Origin of the sequence: Kosakonia sp. N21 (assembly GCF_050587465.1) — a bacterium.
In the GTDB taxonomy this organism is placed as follows: Bacteria; Pseudomonadota; Gammaproteobacteria; order Enterobacterales; family Enterobacteriaceae.
Genome location: NZ_JBOBHR010000002.1, coordinates 473,837 through 492,603 on the forward strand (window position 1 = coordinate 473,837; position 18,767 = coordinate 492,603).

Below are 18,767 nucleotides of genomic sequence, written 5' to 3' on the forward strand. Positions count from 1 at the left end.
CTCCGGCTGTTCTGGCTTTTATCTTTACCGGAAATGGCATTATGATTAATGTCCAGTTTTCAAATAGTGGACTGCATATGTCATCCCGCCGATTGGGTAGTCAATCGCTACAGCGCCTGTTGGGACGCTGGCAGCAAGCCCCCTCACGCACACCGCTCTGGCGTCAGCTTGCCGATGCCCTGCGCTTGCTGATCCTCGATGGCAGACTGGCGCTGGATACTCGCCTGCCGGGAGAGCGGGAGCTGGCATTAACCCTGGATGTTAGCCGCACCACCGTTGCCAGTGCGCTGGCACATCTGCGTGATGAAGGGTATCTGGAAAGCCGCCATGGCAGCGGTTCCCGCGTGATCCTGCCGGACAATCGCAGCGTTCCGACACTCAGCACTGCGGGCATGTCGCTGGATCTCTCCACCGCCGCGCTCAGTGCTGGCCCGGAAATCCACCAGGCCTATACCCACGCGCTGACCGCTATGACGCCGTGGTTGTCGCAAACGGGCTACGGCCAGCTCGGCCTGCTGCCGCTGCGTGAAGTGATTGCTGCGCGCTATAGCGAACGCGGTTTACCCACGCATGCGGATGAAGTGATGATCGTCAATGGCGCACTCAGTGGACTGGCGCTGGTGCTACGGATGCTCACCGGGCCGGGCGATCGCGTGGTGGTCGATCATCCAACCTACCCGTTGGCTATTGCCGCTATTCAGGGGGCATCCTGCAGGCCGGTTGGCGTATCGCTCCCGCAAAGCGGCTGGGACACCGACGGCTTTGCCGCCACGCTGGCGCAGACTGCGCCCCGTCTGGCATACCTGATGCCTGATTTTCATAACCCTACCGGGCGTTGCATGGACAGCGCCACGCGTGCAGAGATCGCAGCCATTGCCGCACGTACCCGCACCACGCTGGTGGTGGATGAAACAATGGTGGACCTCTGGTATAACGCGTCGCCTCCGCCTCCGCTGGCGGCGTTCGATCCGCAGGGAACGGTCATTACGCTCGGTTCAGCGGGTAAAAGTTTTTGGGGAGGACTGCGTTTGGGCTGGATCCGCGCCTCATCACGCACCATTGCGACGCTTGCCCAGACCCGCGATACCCTGGAACTGGGGTCACCGCTGCTGGAACAACTGGCAACGCAGTGGTTAATGGAGAACGCGCGTAGCTTCTTACCGGCACGCCGGGAGATGCTCAAAACACGTCGCGATCGTTGCGCTGCATTGATGCAGGCACACTTTCCCGACTGGCGTTTTCAGACGCCGGATGGCGGGCTCTCGTTCTGGGTAGAGCTTCCCGACAGACTGTCGACACTCTTTGCCGCTCGGGCGGAGGGGATTGGCATCCATCTCGGTCCGGGCACGCGCTTTGGCCTGCCCGGTGCGTTTGAGCGCTATTTGCGGATGCCGTTCGCACTGGATTCGGCAGAACTTGAGCACGCACTGCTGCGGCTCAAGCCTCTGTGGATGACACTGAATCAACACCACACGCTGGTAAAAAGGAGCATGGTGTGACGATCATGCTGCGGGCGGTGTTAAGGGTTTGATTTTGCTGTTTTCTAACCAGCCGGTGGTGGTTTTACCGCTTTCGCTAACAAACTCGATCTGCGTCCAGTCAGACTGGTTTTTCACCACGCCGACCACGTCGCCTTTGACCAGCCACGCTTTGCGCCGCGTTGCAACATCCGGTGAGTTGCTTAAATAGACCCGCTCACCGCTGACTTCCGCCATCGACAACCAATGGGTCTTCCGCGTACTTTCCAGTTCCAGCCCTTCATCAATTAGCGGCACCATCACATTGATGCAGCCGTCGTGACTTTGCCCCTGCGGAATGCGCAACACGACGCCGTTCTTCGTTGCCGCAATATGCCCCGGCAGTACGTCTGATGACCAGCTGCGGATATCCGCTTCCTGCGATGCATTCACTTTTCCCGCCAGCGCAAAAGAGCAGTTACGGGTGACACCTTGCCCCAGGGTTTCAGAATAGTAACCCGTGACATCCCCTGCCGGGGAAACCGCAAGTTGCAGCCCTTCGTAAATCCCCGATTGCAGGCTGGCTGCATAAGATGCCGTAGAGATTGATAACGCTAATACCATTAAAAAGTTACGCATTTCCCTTCCTGTTTATCCTGTGCATTTTTGCGAAAATCGCCACTAAGGTTGAAAGCGTTGTTCCGGTCTTGATTAACGAGGAGAAGCCATGTCGGAAACGTTGAAAGTGCAATGTCACTGCGGGGTTATTTTTGCGCGACTCCGCTAAATGAGGCGCAAATGGGTGGGGGCCCTGCCAGCTACATCCCGGCACACACGTCCTCTGCCCTGGCTGCTTCCTTCCGGACCTGACCTGGTGAACAGAGTAGCGTTGCGGGAGAACCAACAGAGCCCCCATTGAGAGCGTTGTTAACCAACGCGCTGGCGCATTATCCCTGTCCGGGGTGGCAATTGCAAGTCATGGCCGGACGGATGCTGGTTTCTTGCACAATCCCCTCTTCACAGCATCCACAAGGCTGTTTATGCTGCAAATTCACTCTTCAGGAACTGATTATGGAAAGAGAGGATTCGTTTCCGCAGCGCGTCTGGCAAATCGTCGCCGCCATCCCGGAAGGTTGCGTCACCACCTATGGCGATGTGGCCAGACTGGCAGGTTCGCCGCGCGCAGCAAGGCAAGTGGGCGGCGTACTCAAACGCTTACCGGAAGGCAGTACGCTGCCGTGGCACCGGGTGGTGAATCGTCATGGCCGAATCTCACTGACCGGGCCGGATTTACAACGTCAGCGCCAGGCACTGCTGGCCGACGGGGTGGTGGTCGCGGGGAATGGGCAAATTGATATGCAGCGCTACCGCTGGAACTATTGAAGGCTCCTCCCCCGAAGGAGAGGAGCACAGGTGCGGATTAATACTGTGTCGGCGCCGGTGTGGCAGAAGAAGGGTTCACCTGCGTGGGTGACGTCGACGGCACCGTCGTTGCTGCGCCGCCGCTCTGCTGCAACGGCACAGCGGTTTGCTGTACCGGTACCAGCGTCAGGTCAACTTTGGTACCCCCCTGGTTGATAACCGGCTTAACGGTATCGGTAATAAAGACAATTTTGTCGTCAATGGTAATCGCCGAACTCAGCAGGATACGCGCATTGGGTTGAACATCCGCCGGGTTAAACGGCAGCACAAAACTGAATGGCGCTTGTTTGCCTTCGGTACGCACTGCTTTTTGTGCAATCACTTTCGACGGTGCGTCAGCCAGTGACGCATCAGAAACCGTGACGGTTAATACGGCGTCCGGTGGCAGCGCCACTTTCTGGCGGATCCAGATCGTACCGGAAACGTTCGGTTGCGCAATGGCGGCTTTATTGGTCGCCGCTGGCGCATTCGGGTTGGGTGCAGGCGTTGGAATATCGCCGCCTTTATGGGCGCAGGCGGACAGTGCAACCGCCACTGCTAAACCACTTAACATGTGCACGAGTTTCATTGAATTCTCCTTATCGTCAATGCACCGGCAGGGTAGCGCCTGCCAGGATGTGTGGTTAAACCATCGTAACGAGAACAAGTGTGGCACATACCCGCGATTTCTTCCTGTAAACCCCCTACTATTCAGATTATTGCACCCATCGGACCACTTTCATTTCCAGGTTATAATCAATTAAGCATTCGCTTTGTCGGCCGTTATTTATCTGAGGAAATCTATGAGTCAAGCGCTTACGAATCTGCTGGCATTATTGAATCTGGAAAAAATTGAAGAAGGTCTGTTTCGGGGACAGAGCGAAGATTTAGGCCTGCGCCAGGTATTTGGTGGGCAAGTGGTCGGTCAGGCGCTGTATGCCGCCAAAGAGACAGTGCCCGCCGACCGCCTGGTTCACTCCTTTCACAGCTACTTTCTGCGTCCGGGCGATAGTCAAAAACCTATCATCTATGATGTGGAAGTCCTGCGTGATGGCAACAGTTTCAGCGCCCGTCGGGTGGCGGCAGTGCAGAACGGCAAGCCGATTTTCTATATGACCGCCTCGTTTCAGGCGCCTGAGCAAGGGTATGAGCACCAGAAAACCATGCCTTCTGCGCCACCGCCGGACTCGCTGAAGTCCGAAACCGATATCGCCCGCGATCTCTCCCATCTGTTGCCGCCGATGGTCAAAGAAAAATTCATCAGCGACAAACCGCTGGAGATCCGCCCGGTTGAGTTTCATAACCCGCTGAAAGGCCATGTTGCCGGGCCTGAGCGTCAGGTGTGGGTGCGTGCCAATGGCCCCGTGCCGGAAGATTTCCGCGTCCATCAGTACCTGCTGGGTTACGCGTCTGACTTCAACTTCCTGCCGGTTGCCCTACAACCTCACGGCGTGGGTTTTCTTGAGCGCGGTATGCAGGTCGCCACCATCGATCACTCTATGTGGTTCCACCGTCCGTTTAATATCAACGAGTGGTTGCTCTACAGTGTGGAAAGTACTTCGGCTTCCAGCGCGCGCGGCTTTGTCCGCGGCGAGTTTTACACTCAGGATGGCGTGCTGATCGCCTCCACCGTACAGGAAGGCGTGATGCGTAATCGCGGTTAACTGCCCGCAACAAAAGGAAAAGCCTCCCATCGGGAGGCTTTTTTATGCTCAGGAGATAACGTAACTCAATCAGGCGTTGTAGGCGTTTTCGCCATGGCTGTTCACATCCAGACCTTCACGCTCTTGATCTTCCGGTACACGCAGACCCACTGTCATGTCGGCCAGTTTGTAGCCGATAAAGGCCACAACGCCGGACCACACGATAGTGATAGCGATACTTTCTAACTGCACCAGCACCTGGTGGCCCATGGTCACGCCCTGGGCATAACCTACGCCGCCCAGTGACGTGGAGGCGAAGATACCGGTCAGGATACAACCGACGATGCCGCACACACCGTGGACACCAAACACGTCACACGGATCATCGACACGCAGCATACGTTTCAGTGCAGTCACGCCCCACAGACCCGCCAGACCGGCAATCAGACCGAGGATCAGCGCGCCACCGACACCAATGTAGCCACAAGCCGGGGTTACGCCAACGAGACCGGCAATAGCGCCAGAACATGCACCCAACAGAGACGGTTTACCGCGCATTGCCCACTCACCGAAGACCCATGCCAGGATAGCGGCTGCGGTCGCGACCACAGTGTTAACAAACGCCAGGCCTGCGATTTCGTTCGCCGCAGCGGCAGAACCGGCGTTGAAACCAAACCAGCCCACATACAGGATTGCAGTACCAGTGAAGACCATCGGCAGGTTGTGCGGTTTAAACGCTTCTTTGCCAAAACCCACACGTTTGCCAATCAGGTAGGCACCGACCAGCCCGGCGATAGCGGCGTTGATATGTACAACGGTACCGCCCGCAAAGTCCAGTGCGCCATCTGTCGCCAGCAAACCGCCACCCCATACCATGTGCGCAATCGGCACATAGGAGAGCGTCAGCCATACCACCACGAAAATCAGCACTGCGGAGAAGCGAATACGCTCCGCCAGCGCACCGACAATCAGGCCGACGGTGATACAGGCGAAAGAGCCCTGGAACGCAACATGGATGTACTGATAAATGGAGCCCATTACAGCGGTCAGCTCAATATTTTTCAGCATCACCCAGTCAAAGCTGCCGAAGAAACCATTGCCGGTGCCGAACGCCAGCGAGTAGCCGTAGACCACCCACAGAACGCACACCAGTGCGAATGTGACGGTAACCTGCGTCAGCATGGAGAGGACGTTCTTGCCACGGATCAGACCGCCGTAAAACAGCGCAATGCCCGGAATCGACATGAACAGCACCAGCGCGGTGCAGATCATCATAAAGCCGTTGTCCGCTTTGTCTGCAACAGCGGGAGCCGCCATTGCCAGACCCGGCAGGAGTGCCAGGGAAGCGAGCGTTGTTTTTAATGTTGTGTTCTTCATTTTTCCATCCCTATCACTGTGTGCCAGGTATTACAGTGCCGCTTCGTCGGCTTCGCCGGTACGAATACGAATGACGCGTTGCAGCTCGGCAACGAAAATTTTGCCGTCGCCAATCTTTCCGGTGTAGGCCGCTTTGCTGATGACATCGATCACTTCATCAAGCTGATCATCAGCAATCGCCACATCAATTTTCACTTTCGGCAGGAAATTGACGCTATATTCCGCACCGCGGTACAACTCGGCATGACCCTTCTGACGTCCGAAACCTTTTACTTCTGTTACGGTCAGCCCTTGAATACCAATAGAAGACAGTGCTTCACGAACGTCTTCGAGTTTGAATGGCTTAATCACCACGGTAACCAGCTTCATAGATCCCCCTCCAGTCGAAATTCGATAATGGCCGCAGCTAATACATAAGGGATATTGCAAGCGGTGTGCCAAGAATGAAAACAGGGAGGATTTCAGTTTGTTAGTGCGTGCGGACAGGGAAAAGGTGAAAAAGACAAAACGCAGGTGACGGTTCGGAATGTTCCTGGCAAAGAAAAACGCACCATGATAGTGCATGGTGCGTTACTTTTTTGCACCAACAGAGAAGAGTCTCAGTAGCGTGCTTAATTTTGGTGCATTACGCGATAAGCGACTCTTCTCGCGCGCTGGCCGCCAGCTCTTCGCCCGCCAGTTGCAATTGATACATCTGCCAGTAGCGTCCTTTCGCCGCAAGCAATTGTTGATGCGTACCGCGCTCAACAGCCTGGCCGCGATGGAGCACCAAAATGGTTTCAGCCTCGACAATGGTCGACAATCTGTGGGCTATCACCACTAACGTTGTCTGTTCCCGAACAGCGGCCAGTGCCTGTTGGATCGCCTGTTCAGTCCCGGAGTCGATATTGGCAGTCGCCTCATCCAGGATCAGGATCTGCGGCGTATCCACCAGCACACGCGCCAGCGCCAGCAACTGTTTCTGCCCAACGGAGAGATTATTGCCCTGCTCACCCAGTCGCGTATAAATGCCCTCGCTCATACCCCGCGCCAGCTCCGCCAGTTGCACCACTTCCAGCGCATGCCAGACCTGCGCTTCGCTGATGTCGCGCCCCAGCGTCACATTGGCGAAAAAGCTGTCGGCCAGCACCACCGGATCCTGCTGCACCATCGCGATACCTTTACGCAGCGCATCATGACTCAGCGCAGAAAGCGGGCGACCATCGAGACGGATTTCCCCTTGCGTTAACGGGTAGTACCCCATCAGCAGGCTGGCGAGCGTGCTCTTTCCGCTGCCGGTATGTCCCACCAGCGCAACAAAGCTGCGCGGTTCAACGTGCAGGGAGATGTCCTGTAACACCTGCTGATCTTCGCGGTAGGCAAAAGAGACATTTTCAATGTCGATGGCGCCGCTGTGCAGTGGCGTATCATCATCGCCGTAAGACTGGCGTGGCCGGTCCATCAGCTCAAATACGCGCTCACCGGCGACCACCGCCTGCTGCAACATCGACTGCTGAGTAGTCAGTTCGATCAAGGGTTCATTCAGACGACCAAGGTAGCTGATAAAGGCATACAACACCCCGACTTCAACCGTACCCGGAGAAGAGAAACCAAACAGCATCAGCAAGCCGCATAGCACCAGCGCAGAGAAAAGGCTCAACAGCGGCCGCAGCAAAAAGCCATCCAGCCGCAGGGTTTGCATACGCGCGAGATAATGTGAACGGCTGGCGTCGCCCAGTTGCTCGCCAAATCTCGCCTGTTGGCGGAACTGCTGGATCACGCTCATGCCGTTAATGATTTCATTAAAACCGTCATTGATATCCGCCAGGTACGCGCGCATCCGCCGCACAATCGGCGTGCTGTAACGCTGATAGATCAGCATCACGATCAGTACCGCCGGGAAGATCGCCATCGCCACCAGCGCCATGCGCCAGTCCAGGCTGAACATCGCCACCAGCATCGCGCCAATCAGCGCGGCGCTGCGCAGCACCGTTGCCACCACCGTAACGTACAGATCGCGGATCACTTCCGTATCGTTGGTCACGCGGGAGATAATTTGCCCGACAGGCTGAACATCAAACTCACTTAACGGCTGACGCAGCGCGGCGTCCATCACGTCGGTGCGCAGTTGTTGCACTACGCCGACCGCCGCCTGGTTGAACAACAGCGACTGCGAATAATGCAATAGCGCCGCCAGCAGTTGCAGGCCGACATACACTGCCGCCATCCCCACCACCAGCCCCAACGGCAGATAGCTCTTCGCTACCATATTGTCGATAAAGTAGCTGATCAACGCCGGGCCAGAGACTTCCGCCGCCGCCGCGACCCACAGCATTAGAACCGCTTTCAACAGGGATTTTCGCCATGGCGAGCCATATTTCAGCAACCGTTTCAGGGTCGGCCACTGTTTGCCCAAATTACGCATCGATGGCCTCCTCCGGCGCATCCGTCAGCGCAGCTTCCAGTTGTTGATAGCGGTACATGTCACGATACCAGCCGGGCTGGCGGGAAAGTTGCTCATGCTGACCACGCTGAGCGATATGCCCATGTTGCATCACTAAAATTTCGCTGGCTTCCGTCAGCGCCGACAGACGATGGGCGCTGATGATCACCGTTCGCCCTTCTCCCCACTGGCGCAGGTTATGCAGAATCTGGTGCTCGGTGCGCCCGTCGACGGCGGAGAGCGCATCGTCGAGAATTAAGATCTCCGCATTAAGCAGCAACGCGCGGGCAATAGAGATACGCTGCTTCTGGCCGCCGGAGAGCATTACGCCGCGTTCACCGACTTCGGTGGCGTAACCCTGCGGCAGACGCAAAATATCCTCATGCACGCTGGCCAGTCGGGCCACATGCTCGATCTCTTCCTGCGTCGCCCCCGGTTTACCCAGCGCAATATTACTGGCGACGGAATCGGAAAAGAGGAACGGTGTCTGATTCACTACCGCCAGACGGCTGCGCCAGGCATCCAGTTTAAGCTGCGTCAGCGGCATATTGTGAAAACGGATATCTCCGTCGGTCACATCAAAATGGCGCTGAATCAGCGACAGTAACGTACTTTTCCCTGCGCCTGTCGGGCCGCAAATGCCCAGCATCTGCCCTGGGTTCAGTACCGCACTAACATTGTTCAGCGTCGGTTGCTCCGTTTGCGGGTAACGGAATTCGCGAATGGCGATACTCAGGTTTCCACGGCCTTCCGGCACGGGCTCGCTGCCATCTTTCACTACTGGCATTTCCGCCAGCATATCGCGAATACGGCTATAAGCCGCGCTACCACGCTCGACAATATTAAACATCCAGGCCAGCGCCAGCATCGGCCAAATCATCAACCCAAGGTACATGGCAAAACTGGTGAGTTGCCCGAGGGTTAAGCTGCCATGCACCACCATCCAGCTTCCGCCGCCGATGGCCAGCATGTTCGCCATACCGATCGCAATATAGATGGTGGGATCGAAACGGGCGTCAACACGCGCCACACGCATGTTTTTCGCGCCGGTGTCCGCCGCTTCGCTGGCAAACAGCGCAGACTGGCGATCCTCAAGGCCAAATGCCTTGATCATGCGGATGCTGGTCATGCTTTCCTGCGTGCGATCGTTCAGCGCGGAGAAGGCCGCCTGCGCCAGTTTAAAGCGCTGATGCAGTTGATCGCCGTAGCGTTTGATCACCAGCGCCATAATTGGCATTGGCAATAACGACAGCAACGTTAACTGCCAGCTGATTTGCGTCGACATCACCACCAGCACTACGCAGCCCATCACCAGCGAATCCACCAGCGTCAGCACGCCTTCGCCAGCGGCAAACACCACGCGATCGACGTCGTTGGTGGCGCGGGCCATCAAGTCGCCGGTACGGTGGCGTAAATAGAATTCCGGATGCTGGCGGCTTAGCTGGCGGTAAAAATCCTCGCGCAGCTCAACGGCCAGTTGATAAGACGCGCCAAACAGCCAGACGCGCCAGACATAGCGCAGCAGGTAAGTGACCACCGCAACAACGATCAGCAGTCCCACCCACATCCACACCTGTTGCGTGGTGTAATGGTGTTCGGTCACGCCATCCACAATAACGCCCACCACTTTCGGCGGAATAAGCTGAAGGATAGCAATGATAATAAGTAAGGCTACTGCGCCGAGATAACGTCGCCATTCCCGGCGAAAGTACCAGCCTAACTGAGCAAATAATCGCACGCGGTTACATCCTGAACGTGATTTTCCGGCTGTCGGTTAACAACCGGGAGGGTTATTCAATGGGCAAAGCCGTGGTGTATTTTATCTGTTCCATGGCGAAGCTAGAAGTGACATCTGACAGCCCCGGCACGCTGTTGACCAGTTTCTTATAGAAGTCATCATAGCGTTTCATATCCGCGACCTGCACCCGCAGCAGGTAATCATACTCCCCCGCCATACGCCAGAAACCCAACACTTCGGGCATCTGCGTCACTTCGCTGACAAAGCGACAATACCATTCGCTACTGTGATGCTGGGTTTTGATCAGCACAAAGGCGGTCAGATTTAAGCCCAGCTTTTCGGCATCCAGCACCGCCACACGACCGAGCAATATTCCGTCGTCTTCGAGGCGTTTCAGACGTTTCCAGCAGGGCGTGGTGGTCAGATTAACGGCATCTGCCAGCGCCTGCAAAGAGAGCGAACAATCCTGTTGCAGCAGCGAAAGGAGCTTGCGGTCAATTTTATCTAACATATCCCACTCCGGGAGAAAAAATTTCTCCTTAGAGTCTATATCAAAGGCGAAATGGCAACCTTTTTTTCTTCTGCTTTCGCTAGACTGGGCACAAAATGACAAACGGAAACGCACCATGAATAGCTGGGTTAAATACGCCATTAACGAGATCAACGCCGATGCACAGCGCTCAGCGGATACGCACCTGATCCGTCTGATGCTGCCGGGTTTTCCGGGGATCAATCTCTATCTGAAAGATGAGAGCACCCATCCTACCGGCAGTCTGAAGCATCGTCTGGCGCGCTCACTGTTTCTGTACGGTCTGTGTAACGGTTGGATCAAAGAAGGCACAACGATTATAGAAGCTTCTTCCGGTTCCACCGCCGTTTCGGAAGCCTGGTTTGCCCGCCTGCTGGGTTTGCCGTTTATCGCGGTCATGCCCTACTGCACGGCGAAACGCAAGGTTGAACAGATTGAGTTTTATGGCGGCCGTTGCCACTTCGTGGACAGCGCCTGCGAGATTTACGCCGAATCTGAACGGCTGGCGAAAACGTTGAATGGTCACTATATGGATCAGTTCACCTATGCCGAACGCGCTACCGACTGGCGTGGCAATAACAACATCGCCGACAGCATATTCCGGCAGATGAAAAACGAACCCTATCCGCAGCCCGACTATATTGTGATGAGCGCGGGAACAGGTGGCACCTCAGCCACCCTTGGCCGCTATATTCGTAGCCAAGGCTATGACACTCAGTTGCTGGTGGTGGATCCGGAAAACTCGGTCTTCCTTGATTACTGGCAGCAACGCGACGCCACTTTGCGCAGCCCGGTGGGCAGTAAAATTGAGGGGATTGGCCGCCCGCGCGTCGAGCCTTCATTTATTGCCGATGTGGTGGATGAAATGTTGCGCGTACCGGATGCCGCCAGCGTCGCCACCGCGCAGTGGCTGGAAACGCAACTGGGCCGCAAAGTCGGCGCATCGACCGGCACCAATATGTGGGGCGCATTACAACTTGCCGTGCGAATGCGTGACGAAGGGCGTCGCGGCGCTATCGTGACACTGCTGTGCGACAGCGGCGACCGCTACCTCGATACCTATTACAACCCGCAGTGGGTGGCGGCGAACATGGGCGATATTACGCCCTGGAGCGCGGAAGTCGCCCGTCTGGTCCAGGCATAAAAAAAGCCGGGTAACAGTGACCCGGCTTGCTGGAAATATCGTCGTCATTCGGGGGAATAAGGAAGATGTGGTGTGTCCAGCCAGTGTGTCAAAAAGTGAGACACTGCCTGATCGCGGCAGTGCCCGATAACCGGTAAGTGAGGCAATGCCGCCCGCAGTTGCGGCATGGCGTTGCCCATAATCATGCCGTAGCCCACGCTTTCGAGCATTTCCCGATCATTCATCGCATCGCCAAACGCCATACAATCCTGCAGCGTATAGCCCAGCGACTCGCTTAGCACCGCCAGCGCAGCGCCTTTGTTGCAACCCAGCGGTAATACTTCCAGGCAATATTCTGCGGAAAAGCATAAATGCGCGCGCTCGCCGAGCGCCTCATTAAGCTGAATATGCAGCCGGCAAAGATCATCATGATCGCCAACAAAACAGATTTTGGTGACATCGTAAGCCGATAACCGCTTGAGATCCGCCAGTTGGTAAGTAAAACCGCTTTGCATATGCGCTTCCAGCATTTCCGGAAACACGCGGTCCGTCAGCCATCCCGAGTCATTAAAAACATGAACAGTGGCTGAGGTCTCCCATGTGCTGTGCAGCACCCGATCGGCCACTTCCGGATCCAGATCCTGCCGGTACAGCACCTCGCCTTCGCGCGAGTGGATGCGGGTGCCATTACCGGTAATCAGAAATGCATCCAGCGCCAGGCTCCGGGTGATGCGCTGCATCTCAAGCGCATGTCGGCCAGTGGCAAACGCCAGCGTAATTTCGCGATCATGCAGGCGACGGAGCGTAGCCAGCGTTTGTTCGCCTAAACGATGGTCGGGCATTAACAGGGTGCCATCCATGTCAAAAGCGGCCAGACGAGCCATAAATATTTCTCCGAATAGGGTGCCGTTGTGTTGCTATCCAGTATTGCCTGATATATACGGAAGTAATACTGAATAGATAAAAATTATTGTTCCGGGTTTATGCGACAACTCAATCGACTCCATCAGTACCAGCGCCTGTGGCACGCCACAGAGGGCGAAGCGCAATCCGTGAGCGTCACCGAGCTGGCGACGCGCTGCTTTTGCAGCGAGCGTCATATGCGCACGCTGTTGCGGCAAATGCAGCAGGCAGGATGGTTAAGCTGGAAATCACAGTCCGGGCGCGGTAAACGGGGTGAGCTGCATTTTCGGGTGTCGCCTGAATCGCTGCGTAGCGAAATGCTGGAACAGGCGCTGAATACCGGACAGCAGCAAAATGCGCTGGCTCTCGCACAACTTGATGCCGACGACCTGCGCACTTTGCTCAATCCGTTCCTCGGCGGCTTCTGGCAAAACGAAACACCCACGTTGCGTATTCCTTACTATCGCCCATTGGATCCGCTGGAGCCCGGTTTTCTTCCGGGCCGCGCGGAACAACATCTCGCCGGGCAAATCTTCAGTGGATTGACCCGCTTTACCTCACGCAGCACGCTGCCGCAGGGCGATCTGGCGCACCACTGGGACATCAGCAATGACGGTCTGTCCTGGCGCTTCCATCTGCACTCAACCCTGCACTGGCACAATGGCGATGCCGTCACCGCCGGACACTTACAGCAACGATTACGGCTGTTGCTGGAACTCCCTGCGCTGCGCAAGTTGTTCGCCAGCGTCGCCTGCATTGATATCACGCCCCCCTGGTGTCTGGCCTTTACCCTGCACCGACCGGACTACTGGCTGGCGCATCGTCTTGCCAGTTATGTCAGTTGTCTGGCGCATCCGCAGTACCCTCTCATCGGAACCGGCCCATTTCGACTGGTGACCTTTAGTCAGGAACTGGTGCGGCTGGAGAGCCACGATCACTATCATCTGGGCCATCCGTTGCTAAAAGCCGTCGAGTTCTGGATCACGCCACAACTGTTTGATCGGGATCTGGGTACCAGTTGTCGGCACCCGGTGGAAATTGCAATTGGCGAACCGGATGAGCTTCGGCATTTACAACCCGTGAGTAACAGCATCAGCCTGGGGTTCTGTTACCTTGCTCAACGACCGGGCGCGCGGCTGAGTCAGGCGCAGTTACGCCGCCTGGTGCAGATTATTCACGATACGTCGCTGTTGCAGACGCTGCCGCTGGACGAAAACCTGATCAATCCCACCCGTGAATTATTGCCCGGCTGGAAAATGCCGGACTGGCCGCCACAAAATGAGCCTCTGCCCAAAAAACTCACCCTGCTCTACCACTTACCGGTTGAACTCCACACCATGGCAGAGCAGTTGAAGCATTATCTCGCCACGCTCGGCTGTGAACTGACGCTGATTTTCCATGACGGTAAAAACTGGGATGGGTGTACCCAACTGGCGTCGGCCGATCTGATGATGGGCGATCGGTTAATTGGCGAAGCGCCGGAATATGCTCTTGAACAATGGTTGCGCTGCGATCAACTGTGGCCAAACCTGCTGAGTGCGCCACACTTTGCTCATCTGCAAGCCACGCTGGACGCCGTACAACGTCAAGCCGATGAACGAGAGCGCAACCTGGCGCTACAGGATGTGTTCAACACGCTGATGAACGATGCGATCCTGACGCCACTGTTTAATTATCAGTACCGTATCAGTGCGCCGCCCGGTGTTGAGGGGCTTCATTTAAATACCCGCGGCTGGTTCGATTTTGCCGAAGCCTGGTTACCCGCTCCCGCGCGGTGAAGAAGCTGGTCGCTGTCGGCGGCACGCGCTACCATAGTGTTTTATTTGTGATTGCCAGGAAGAATTATGAAACGTGCCGTTGTTGTGTTTAGTGGCGGACAGGATTCCACGACCTGCCTTGTTCAGGCGTTGCAGCAATATGATGAAGTTCACTGTGTCACCTTTGATTATGGTCAGCGCCATCGCGCCGAAATCGACGTGGCACGGGAACTGGCGCAGGCGCTTGGCGCACGTGCCCACAAAGTGCTGGATGTCACCCTGCTAAATGAACTGGCGGTAAGTAGCCTGACCCGCGACAGCATTCCTGTGCCGGACTATGAGCCCGACGCCACCGGTATCCCGAATACCTTCGTGCCAGGACGCAATATTCTGTTTCTGACGCTGGCGGCGGTGTATGCGTATCAGGTGCAGGCTGAAGCCGTGATCACTGGCGTGTGTGAAACGGACTTTTCAGGTTACCCGGACTGCCGGGATGAATTTGTCAAAGCGCTTAACCATGCCGTAAACCTGGGGCTGGCGAAAGATATCCGCTTCGAAACGCCGCTTATGTGGATCAATAAAGCCGAAACCTGGGCGCTGGCCGATTACTGGGGCAAACTGGATCTGGTGCGTAGCGAAACGCTGACCTGTTATAACGGTATCAAAGGCGATGGCTGCGGCCATTGTGCAGCCTGTAACCTGCGCGCAAACGGTTTGCAGAACTACCTGGCGGACAAAACCGGCGTAATGGCGGCAATGAAACAAAAAACCGGCCTGAAATAACAGGGATGAGCAGACCGGACGCACGTGAAAGATCCGGTCTGCAAACTGACAATACGACCAGGGTATTTACTCAGTCTCCTTCACGGATCATCTTTTCCAGTTTTTCCCGTAGTTCGCCTTCCAGCGCCAGCGCTTTTTGGGTTTTCAGATCGATACAGACAAATGTCACCAGCGCATCCGCAACAACCTGCCCATCCGGATCTAACGTAACAACCTGGCTCAACACCCCGCTTTTACCATTGATCTGTTGAACGTGGCTGGTCACAGTTAACACATCGCCAAGCACCGCCGGGCGACGATAATTAATGTTGATATTGACCACCACGAAAGCGATGTTGTTGGCGGTCATCCACTTAAAACTGTCGTTGTTTTCCAGTCCATCCCAGCGCGCTTCTTCGAGGAATTCAAGATAGCGGGCATTATTGACGTGCTGGTACACATCAAGGTGGAAACCACGAACTTTGATTTGAGTCTGCATAGCGCGTTAACCTTTACCGTTTATTGTTATAGAGACAGAGGTCATACTGGTATGACCTCTTTATTCTGGCAAAGATTTTCGACTACGCAAGCACCTTACAGTTTCAGGTGTGACAGGTTGCGTTCAACCAGTGCGCCGCCCATTCCTGGCACCTGTTTAAGATCCTCCAGCGTTTTGAAGGGGCCGTATTCATCACGGTAGCTGACAATGGCTTGCGCCTTCTTAAGACCGACGCCATTCATCACTCTCGCCAGTTCTTCAGCGCTGGCACTATTAATGCTGATCCGGGCGCCATCCTCCTCTTCCGTTGTTTTTGCCGAATCCTGCGCTTTTACCTGCAGCGAAGAAGAGGCATCGCTTTTGCTCTGTGTCATCGGCGGTTTTGCCCCTGCCGCAGGTGCGGCAAGTGCGCTGTGACTCAGTGCCGAGCATGCAACGGTAAGGGTAATTAAAAGTGCTTTGATTCCATGTTTCATCCTGTTTTCTCCTTTGTTTTCAAAAGCAAGACAACAATACCCAGGAGAGTAACAACGGACAAACGGCAAAATCATAAAATGGAAAAGGCCGCGAAAGCGGCCTTTGAAGATTGCAAAACGTTGCAAATTTTTGAGAGGTTCTTCGAACCCTTGCGGCTTACTGCTGCTCAGCCATGCTGCCAAGTTTGATTTTGGCTTCTTTACGTAAATTACTCATCAGCGCTTCAAAAGCGATCTGCGCGTTATTCTGCGTGATGCCCTGAACCATCGCTTTCTTCTGCGCATCCGGCATGCTGCCTGCTTTAACTTCGTCCAGCGCGATAATCACAACGTTGCCCTGCTGATCGCTGGCGGTGCCGAAGGAGGGTTTGTCCTGCGCCGGCAACGGCAGGTTAAAGGCAGCCTGGCTGATCGGATCCTGACCTACACGACCCAGCGTTTTTGCCTGACCAAAGCTCAGACTTGCCGCTTTCAGCGCATCATCACCTTTACCCGCTTTCAGGTCGCTAACCAGTTTGTCCGCATCCAGCTTCGCCTGCTGCTCCGCTTTGGTATGCTTCACGATCTCGCTAACCTGCGCTTTTACATCATCCAGCGGTTTGATGGCTTCCGCTTTATGGTCGGTAATACGCAGCACGAATGCGCGGTCGCCATCAACAGTAATGATATCGGAGTTACTGCCTGGCGCGCCGTTCTGCCCAACCAGACCACCGTTGAAAATGGCGTCGCTCACTGGTTTAAAGTTCAGTTCTTCCGGCAGGTTATCGTGACCGAACCACCCGGTCTGCACCGCTTTAGCACCTGCTGCCTGCTCTGCGCCGGCAAGGGATTCATTATCGTTGCTCGCGGCTTCGCTCACTTTCTGCTGCAGTGCATACCAGGCATCCAGCGCTTTTTCCTGTTTCACTTTCTCTGCCAGTTCGCTGCGCACATCGTTAAGCGGCTTAACCTGCGCGGGCTGAATGTCGTCAAGACGCGCGACCAGGAAACCGACAGAGGATTTGATCACGCCTGACAGCTGGCCTTTCTCTTTCAGACCCGCGTTTTTCAACTCATCCGGGGTTGTCCCCTCTTCCAGCCACCCCATATCACCGCCATTACGGGCAGAGATAATGTCAGAGGATTTCGCCTTCGCAACGGTCGCAAAATCAGCGCCTTTATTCAGCTCATCCAGTACGGCTTTAGCTTCATCTTCCGTTTTGGTCTGGATAATGCTGTAACGATTACGCTGCGGCTGAGTGAACTGATCCTGATGCTGATCGTAGTAAGCCTGAATTTCCGCATCGCTGGCGTTTTCCTGCATCGCTGCTGCATCCAGCTTGATGTAGCTCACGCGGAACTGCTCCGGTGAAACAAAACGGCTCTTGTTCTGATCGTAATAGCTGGCAATTTCCTGATCGCTGGCAGTCTGTTTGGCCGCCAGTGCATTAACGTCAATCACCGCCTGGCGCACAACGCGCTGCTGAGCGACCAGCGCCGCCAGCTCATCCGTTTCACCTTTCAGCATAAAGTCAGTGCCTGCGACCGCATTGATCAACTGCTGGGAGGTTAACTGGTTACGCAATGCCTGCGCGTATTGATCGGCACTCATGCCCATTTGGTTTACGAGAGCGTTGAAACGGGCATTATCAAATTTGCCGTTGGACTGGAAAGCCTGGGTCGAGAAAATGGCTTTTCTCACCTGCTCATCGCTGATACCAAGGTTTAGCTTTTTGGCGTACTGGTCCAGCAGCGCTTCGTCAATCATGCGATTGAGCACCTGCTGGCGTACAGATTTCATGTAGTTTTCGTTAGCGGCCAGTTCTGAAAACTGATCGCCCAGTTGCTGCGCCATACGGTTACGTTCACCGGTCACGGCGTTTTCAAACTGTGCGCGGCCAATCTCCTGGCCATTAACTTCTGCGGCATAATTATTGTTACCGCCAATCAGGTAGTTACCCACGCCAGTCAAAATGAATGACACGATAATCAAACCCAGAATGATCTTGAGCACGACGTGATTCGCCGCCGCGCGTAAATTGTCCATCATGGTGTAACAACACTCCGCTGTAGGTGACTTTATATCTCAGGCAGCACAGTTGCCCGCTGCGCGTGAACGCGTATTCTGACAAGAAAACGGGGCAATTGTTAGCCCACAATGCGGATAAACTCGCAGAAAGTACATTCGGATAAAAAAAAAGGCACATCTCGCGATGCGCCCTTGATATTTACCGCTATCCCTCAGGGGATAAACGATCAGTTTACCGCGTCTTTCAGTGCCTTACCTGCGCGGAACCCCGGAACTTTCGCTGCGGCAATGGTGATTTCTTTACCGGTCTGAGGGTTGCGACCAGTACGGGCAGCACGCTCTTTAACCGCGAAAGTACCAAAACCTACCAGTGCCACATCGTCCCCGGATTTCAGTGATTCGGTCACGGAAGCAATTAAAGCATCTAACGCACGTCCAGCCGCAGCTTTAGAGATATCGGCACCTGCGGCAATCTTGTCTATCAGTTGAGATTTATTCACTCTTCTCTTCCTCTCTTTATAATTTATATCGCACCTGCATCCTTCACAGCGCGACCGCGCAGCAGTTATATCAGGCCTCTCATGCCCTTACAACACCAGTTGTTGATGACACACCCAACCAGCAATCTAAATTAGCTATACAAAAAAAGGCTGGCAAGTACGAATTCACTCA

Annotated in this window: 18 protein-coding genes and 1 other RNA gene; 6 read left to right on the forward strand and 13 right to left on the reverse strand. The window is 55.2% G+C overall.

Annotated features, from left to right (window positions below; all coding sequences use genetic code 11):
* The first annotated feature begins 77 nt into the window (after positions 1-77).
* Entirely contained in the window at positions 78-1,499 is a 1,422-nt protein-coding gene (gene yczR, locus ACQ3G7_RS05960) for a MocR-like transcription factor YczR (RefSeq protein WP_430889181.1), read from the forward strand.
* A gap of 3 nt (positions 1,500-1,502) precedes the next feature.
* On the opposite strand, the gene ACQ3G7_RS05965 is transcribed toward yczR, so the two are convergent.
* Positions 1,503-2,096, reverse strand: a complete 594-nt coding sequence (locus tag ACQ3G7_RS05965; protein WP_430889182.1) for a hypothetical protein — start codon at positions 2,094-2,096, stop codon at positions 1,503-1,505.
* Positions 2,097-2,266: 170 nt separating this feature from the next.
* Positions 2,267-2,363: signal recognition particle sRNA small type (gene ffs / locus ACQ3G7_RS05970), an RNA gene on the reverse strand.
* Positions 2,364-2,528: 165 nt separating this feature from the next.
* On the opposite strand from ffs, the gene ACQ3G7_RS05975 reads away from it, so the two are divergent.
* Complete coding sequence (locus ACQ3G7_RS05975; protein ID WP_430889183.1) at positions 2,529-2,840, forward strand: MGMT family protein; 312 nt, start codon at positions 2,529-2,531, stop codon at positions 2,838-2,840.
* Between the two features lie 37 nt (positions 2,841-2,877).
* On the opposite strand, the gene ACQ3G7_RS05980 is transcribed toward ACQ3G7_RS05975, so the two are convergent.
* Positions 2,878-3,447, reverse strand: coding sequence for a YbaY family lipoprotein (locus tag ACQ3G7_RS05980; RefSeq protein WP_430889184.1), 570 nt, complete (start codon positions 3,445-3,447; stop codon positions 2,878-2,880).
* A 214-nt stretch (positions 3,448-3,661) separates the two neighbouring features.
* Here ACQ3G7_RS05980 and tesB point away from each other — a divergent pair, with 214 nt between their 5' ends.
* Positions 3,662-4,522, forward strand: a complete 861-nt coding sequence (gene tesB / locus ACQ3G7_RS05985; RefSeq protein WP_430889185.1) for an acyl-CoA thioesterase II — start codon at positions 3,662-3,664, stop codon at positions 4,520-4,522.
* Positions 4,523-4,591: 69 nt separating this feature from the next.
* Here tesB and amtB read toward each other — a convergent pair whose 3' ends face one another.
* The 5 genes from amtB to ACQ3G7_RS06010 form a co-directional block, all read right to left on the reverse strand.
* The gene (gene amtB, locus ACQ3G7_RS05990; protein WP_263097783.1) at positions 4,592-5,878 is read right to left on the reverse strand and encodes an ammonium transporter AmtB; all 1,287 of its coding nucleotides are present in this window, start codon (positions 5,876-5,878) and stop codon (positions 4,592-4,594) included.
* A gap of 30 nt (positions 5,879-5,908) precedes the next feature.
* Entirely contained in the window at positions 5,909-6,247 is a 339-nt protein-coding gene (glnK, locus tag ACQ3G7_RS05995) for a P-II family nitrogen regulator (protein WP_002891893.1), read from the reverse strand.
* A 256-nt stretch (positions 6,248-6,503) separates the two neighbouring features.
* Entirely contained in the window at positions 6,504-8,282 is a 1,779-nt protein-coding gene (locus ACQ3G7_RS06000; RefSeq protein WP_430889186.1) for a SmdB family multidrug efflux ABC transporter permease/ATP-binding protein, read from the reverse strand.
* Positions 8,275-10,038 (reverse strand): SmdA family multidrug ABC transporter permease/ATP-binding protein, encoded by a 1,764-nt coding sequence (locus ACQ3G7_RS06005; protein WP_430889187.1) that lies wholly within the window; start codon positions 10,036-10,038, stop codon positions 8,275-8,277. Before ACQ3G7_RS06005 ends, ACQ3G7_RS06000 begins: the two co-directional genes overlap by 8 nt.
* A 52-nt stretch (positions 10,039-10,090) precedes the next feature.
* Positions 10,091-10,549, reverse strand: coding sequence for an Lrp/AsnC family transcriptional regulator (locus ACQ3G7_RS06010; protein ID WP_263097786.1), 459 nt, complete (start codon positions 10,547-10,549; stop codon positions 10,091-10,093).
* A gap of 115 nt (positions 10,550-10,664) precedes the next feature.
* Here ACQ3G7_RS06010 and ACQ3G7_RS06015 point away from each other — a divergent pair, with 115 nt between their 5' ends.
* The gene (locus ACQ3G7_RS06015; RefSeq protein ID WP_430889188.1) at positions 10,665-11,711 is read left to right on the forward strand and encodes a PLP-dependent cysteine synthase family protein; all 1,047 of its coding nucleotides are present in this window, start codon (positions 10,665-10,667) and stop codon (positions 11,709-11,711) included.
* A gap of 44 nt (positions 11,712-11,755) precedes the next feature.
* On the opposite strand, the gene cof is transcribed toward ACQ3G7_RS06015, so the two are convergent.
* Positions 11,756-12,574 carry an HMP-PP phosphatase gene (gene cof, locus ACQ3G7_RS06020; protein WP_430889189.1) on the reverse strand — a complete coding sequence of 273 codons (819 nt, stop codon included), beginning with the start codon at positions 12,572-12,574 and terminating at the stop codon, positions 11,756-11,758.
* Positions 12,575-12,673: 99 nt separating this feature from the next.
* Between cof and ACQ3G7_RS06025 the strand changes: the two genes are divergently transcribed.
* Positions 12,674-14,371: an SgrR family transcriptional regulator gene (locus tag ACQ3G7_RS06025; RefSeq protein ID WP_430889190.1), complete on the forward strand. Its 1,698-nt coding sequence runs from the start codon at positions 12,674-12,676 to the stop codon at positions 14,369-14,371.
* 66 nt (positions 14,372-14,437) lie between these two features.
* Complete coding sequence (gene queC / locus ACQ3G7_RS06030; protein ID WP_430889191.1) at positions 14,438-15,133, forward strand: 7-cyano-7-deazaguanine synthase QueC; 696 nt, start codon at positions 14,438-14,440, stop codon at positions 15,131-15,133.
* Between the two features lie 70 nt (positions 15,134-15,203).
* On the opposite strand, the gene ACQ3G7_RS06035 is transcribed toward queC, so the two are convergent.
* From ACQ3G7_RS06035 to hupB, 4 genes are all read right to left on the reverse strand, one after another.
* The gene (locus ACQ3G7_RS06035; protein ID WP_263097791.1) at positions 15,204-15,611 is read right to left on the reverse strand and encodes a YbgC/FadM family acyl-CoA thioesterase; all 408 of its coding nucleotides are present in this window, start codon (positions 15,609-15,611) and stop codon (positions 15,204-15,206) included.
* Positions 15,612-15,706: 95 nt separating this feature from the next.
* Positions 15,707-16,087, reverse strand: coding sequence for a helix-hairpin-helix domain-containing protein (locus ACQ3G7_RS06040; protein WP_430889342.1), 381 nt, complete (start codon positions 16,085-16,087; stop codon positions 15,707-15,709).
* Between the two features lie 157 nt (positions 16,088-16,244).
* Positions 16,245-18,116, reverse strand: coding sequence for a peptidylprolyl isomerase (ppiD, locus tag ACQ3G7_RS06045; protein ID WP_430889192.1), 1,872 nt, complete (start codon positions 18,114-18,116; stop codon positions 16,245-16,247).
* Between the two features lie 206 nt (positions 18,117-18,322).
* Positions 18,323-18,595, reverse strand: coding sequence for a nucleoid-associated protein HU-beta (hupB, locus tag ACQ3G7_RS06050; RefSeq protein ID WP_007373541.1), 273 nt, complete (start codon positions 18,593-18,595; stop codon positions 18,323-18,325).
* Positions 18,596-18,767 lie beyond the last annotated feature (172 nt).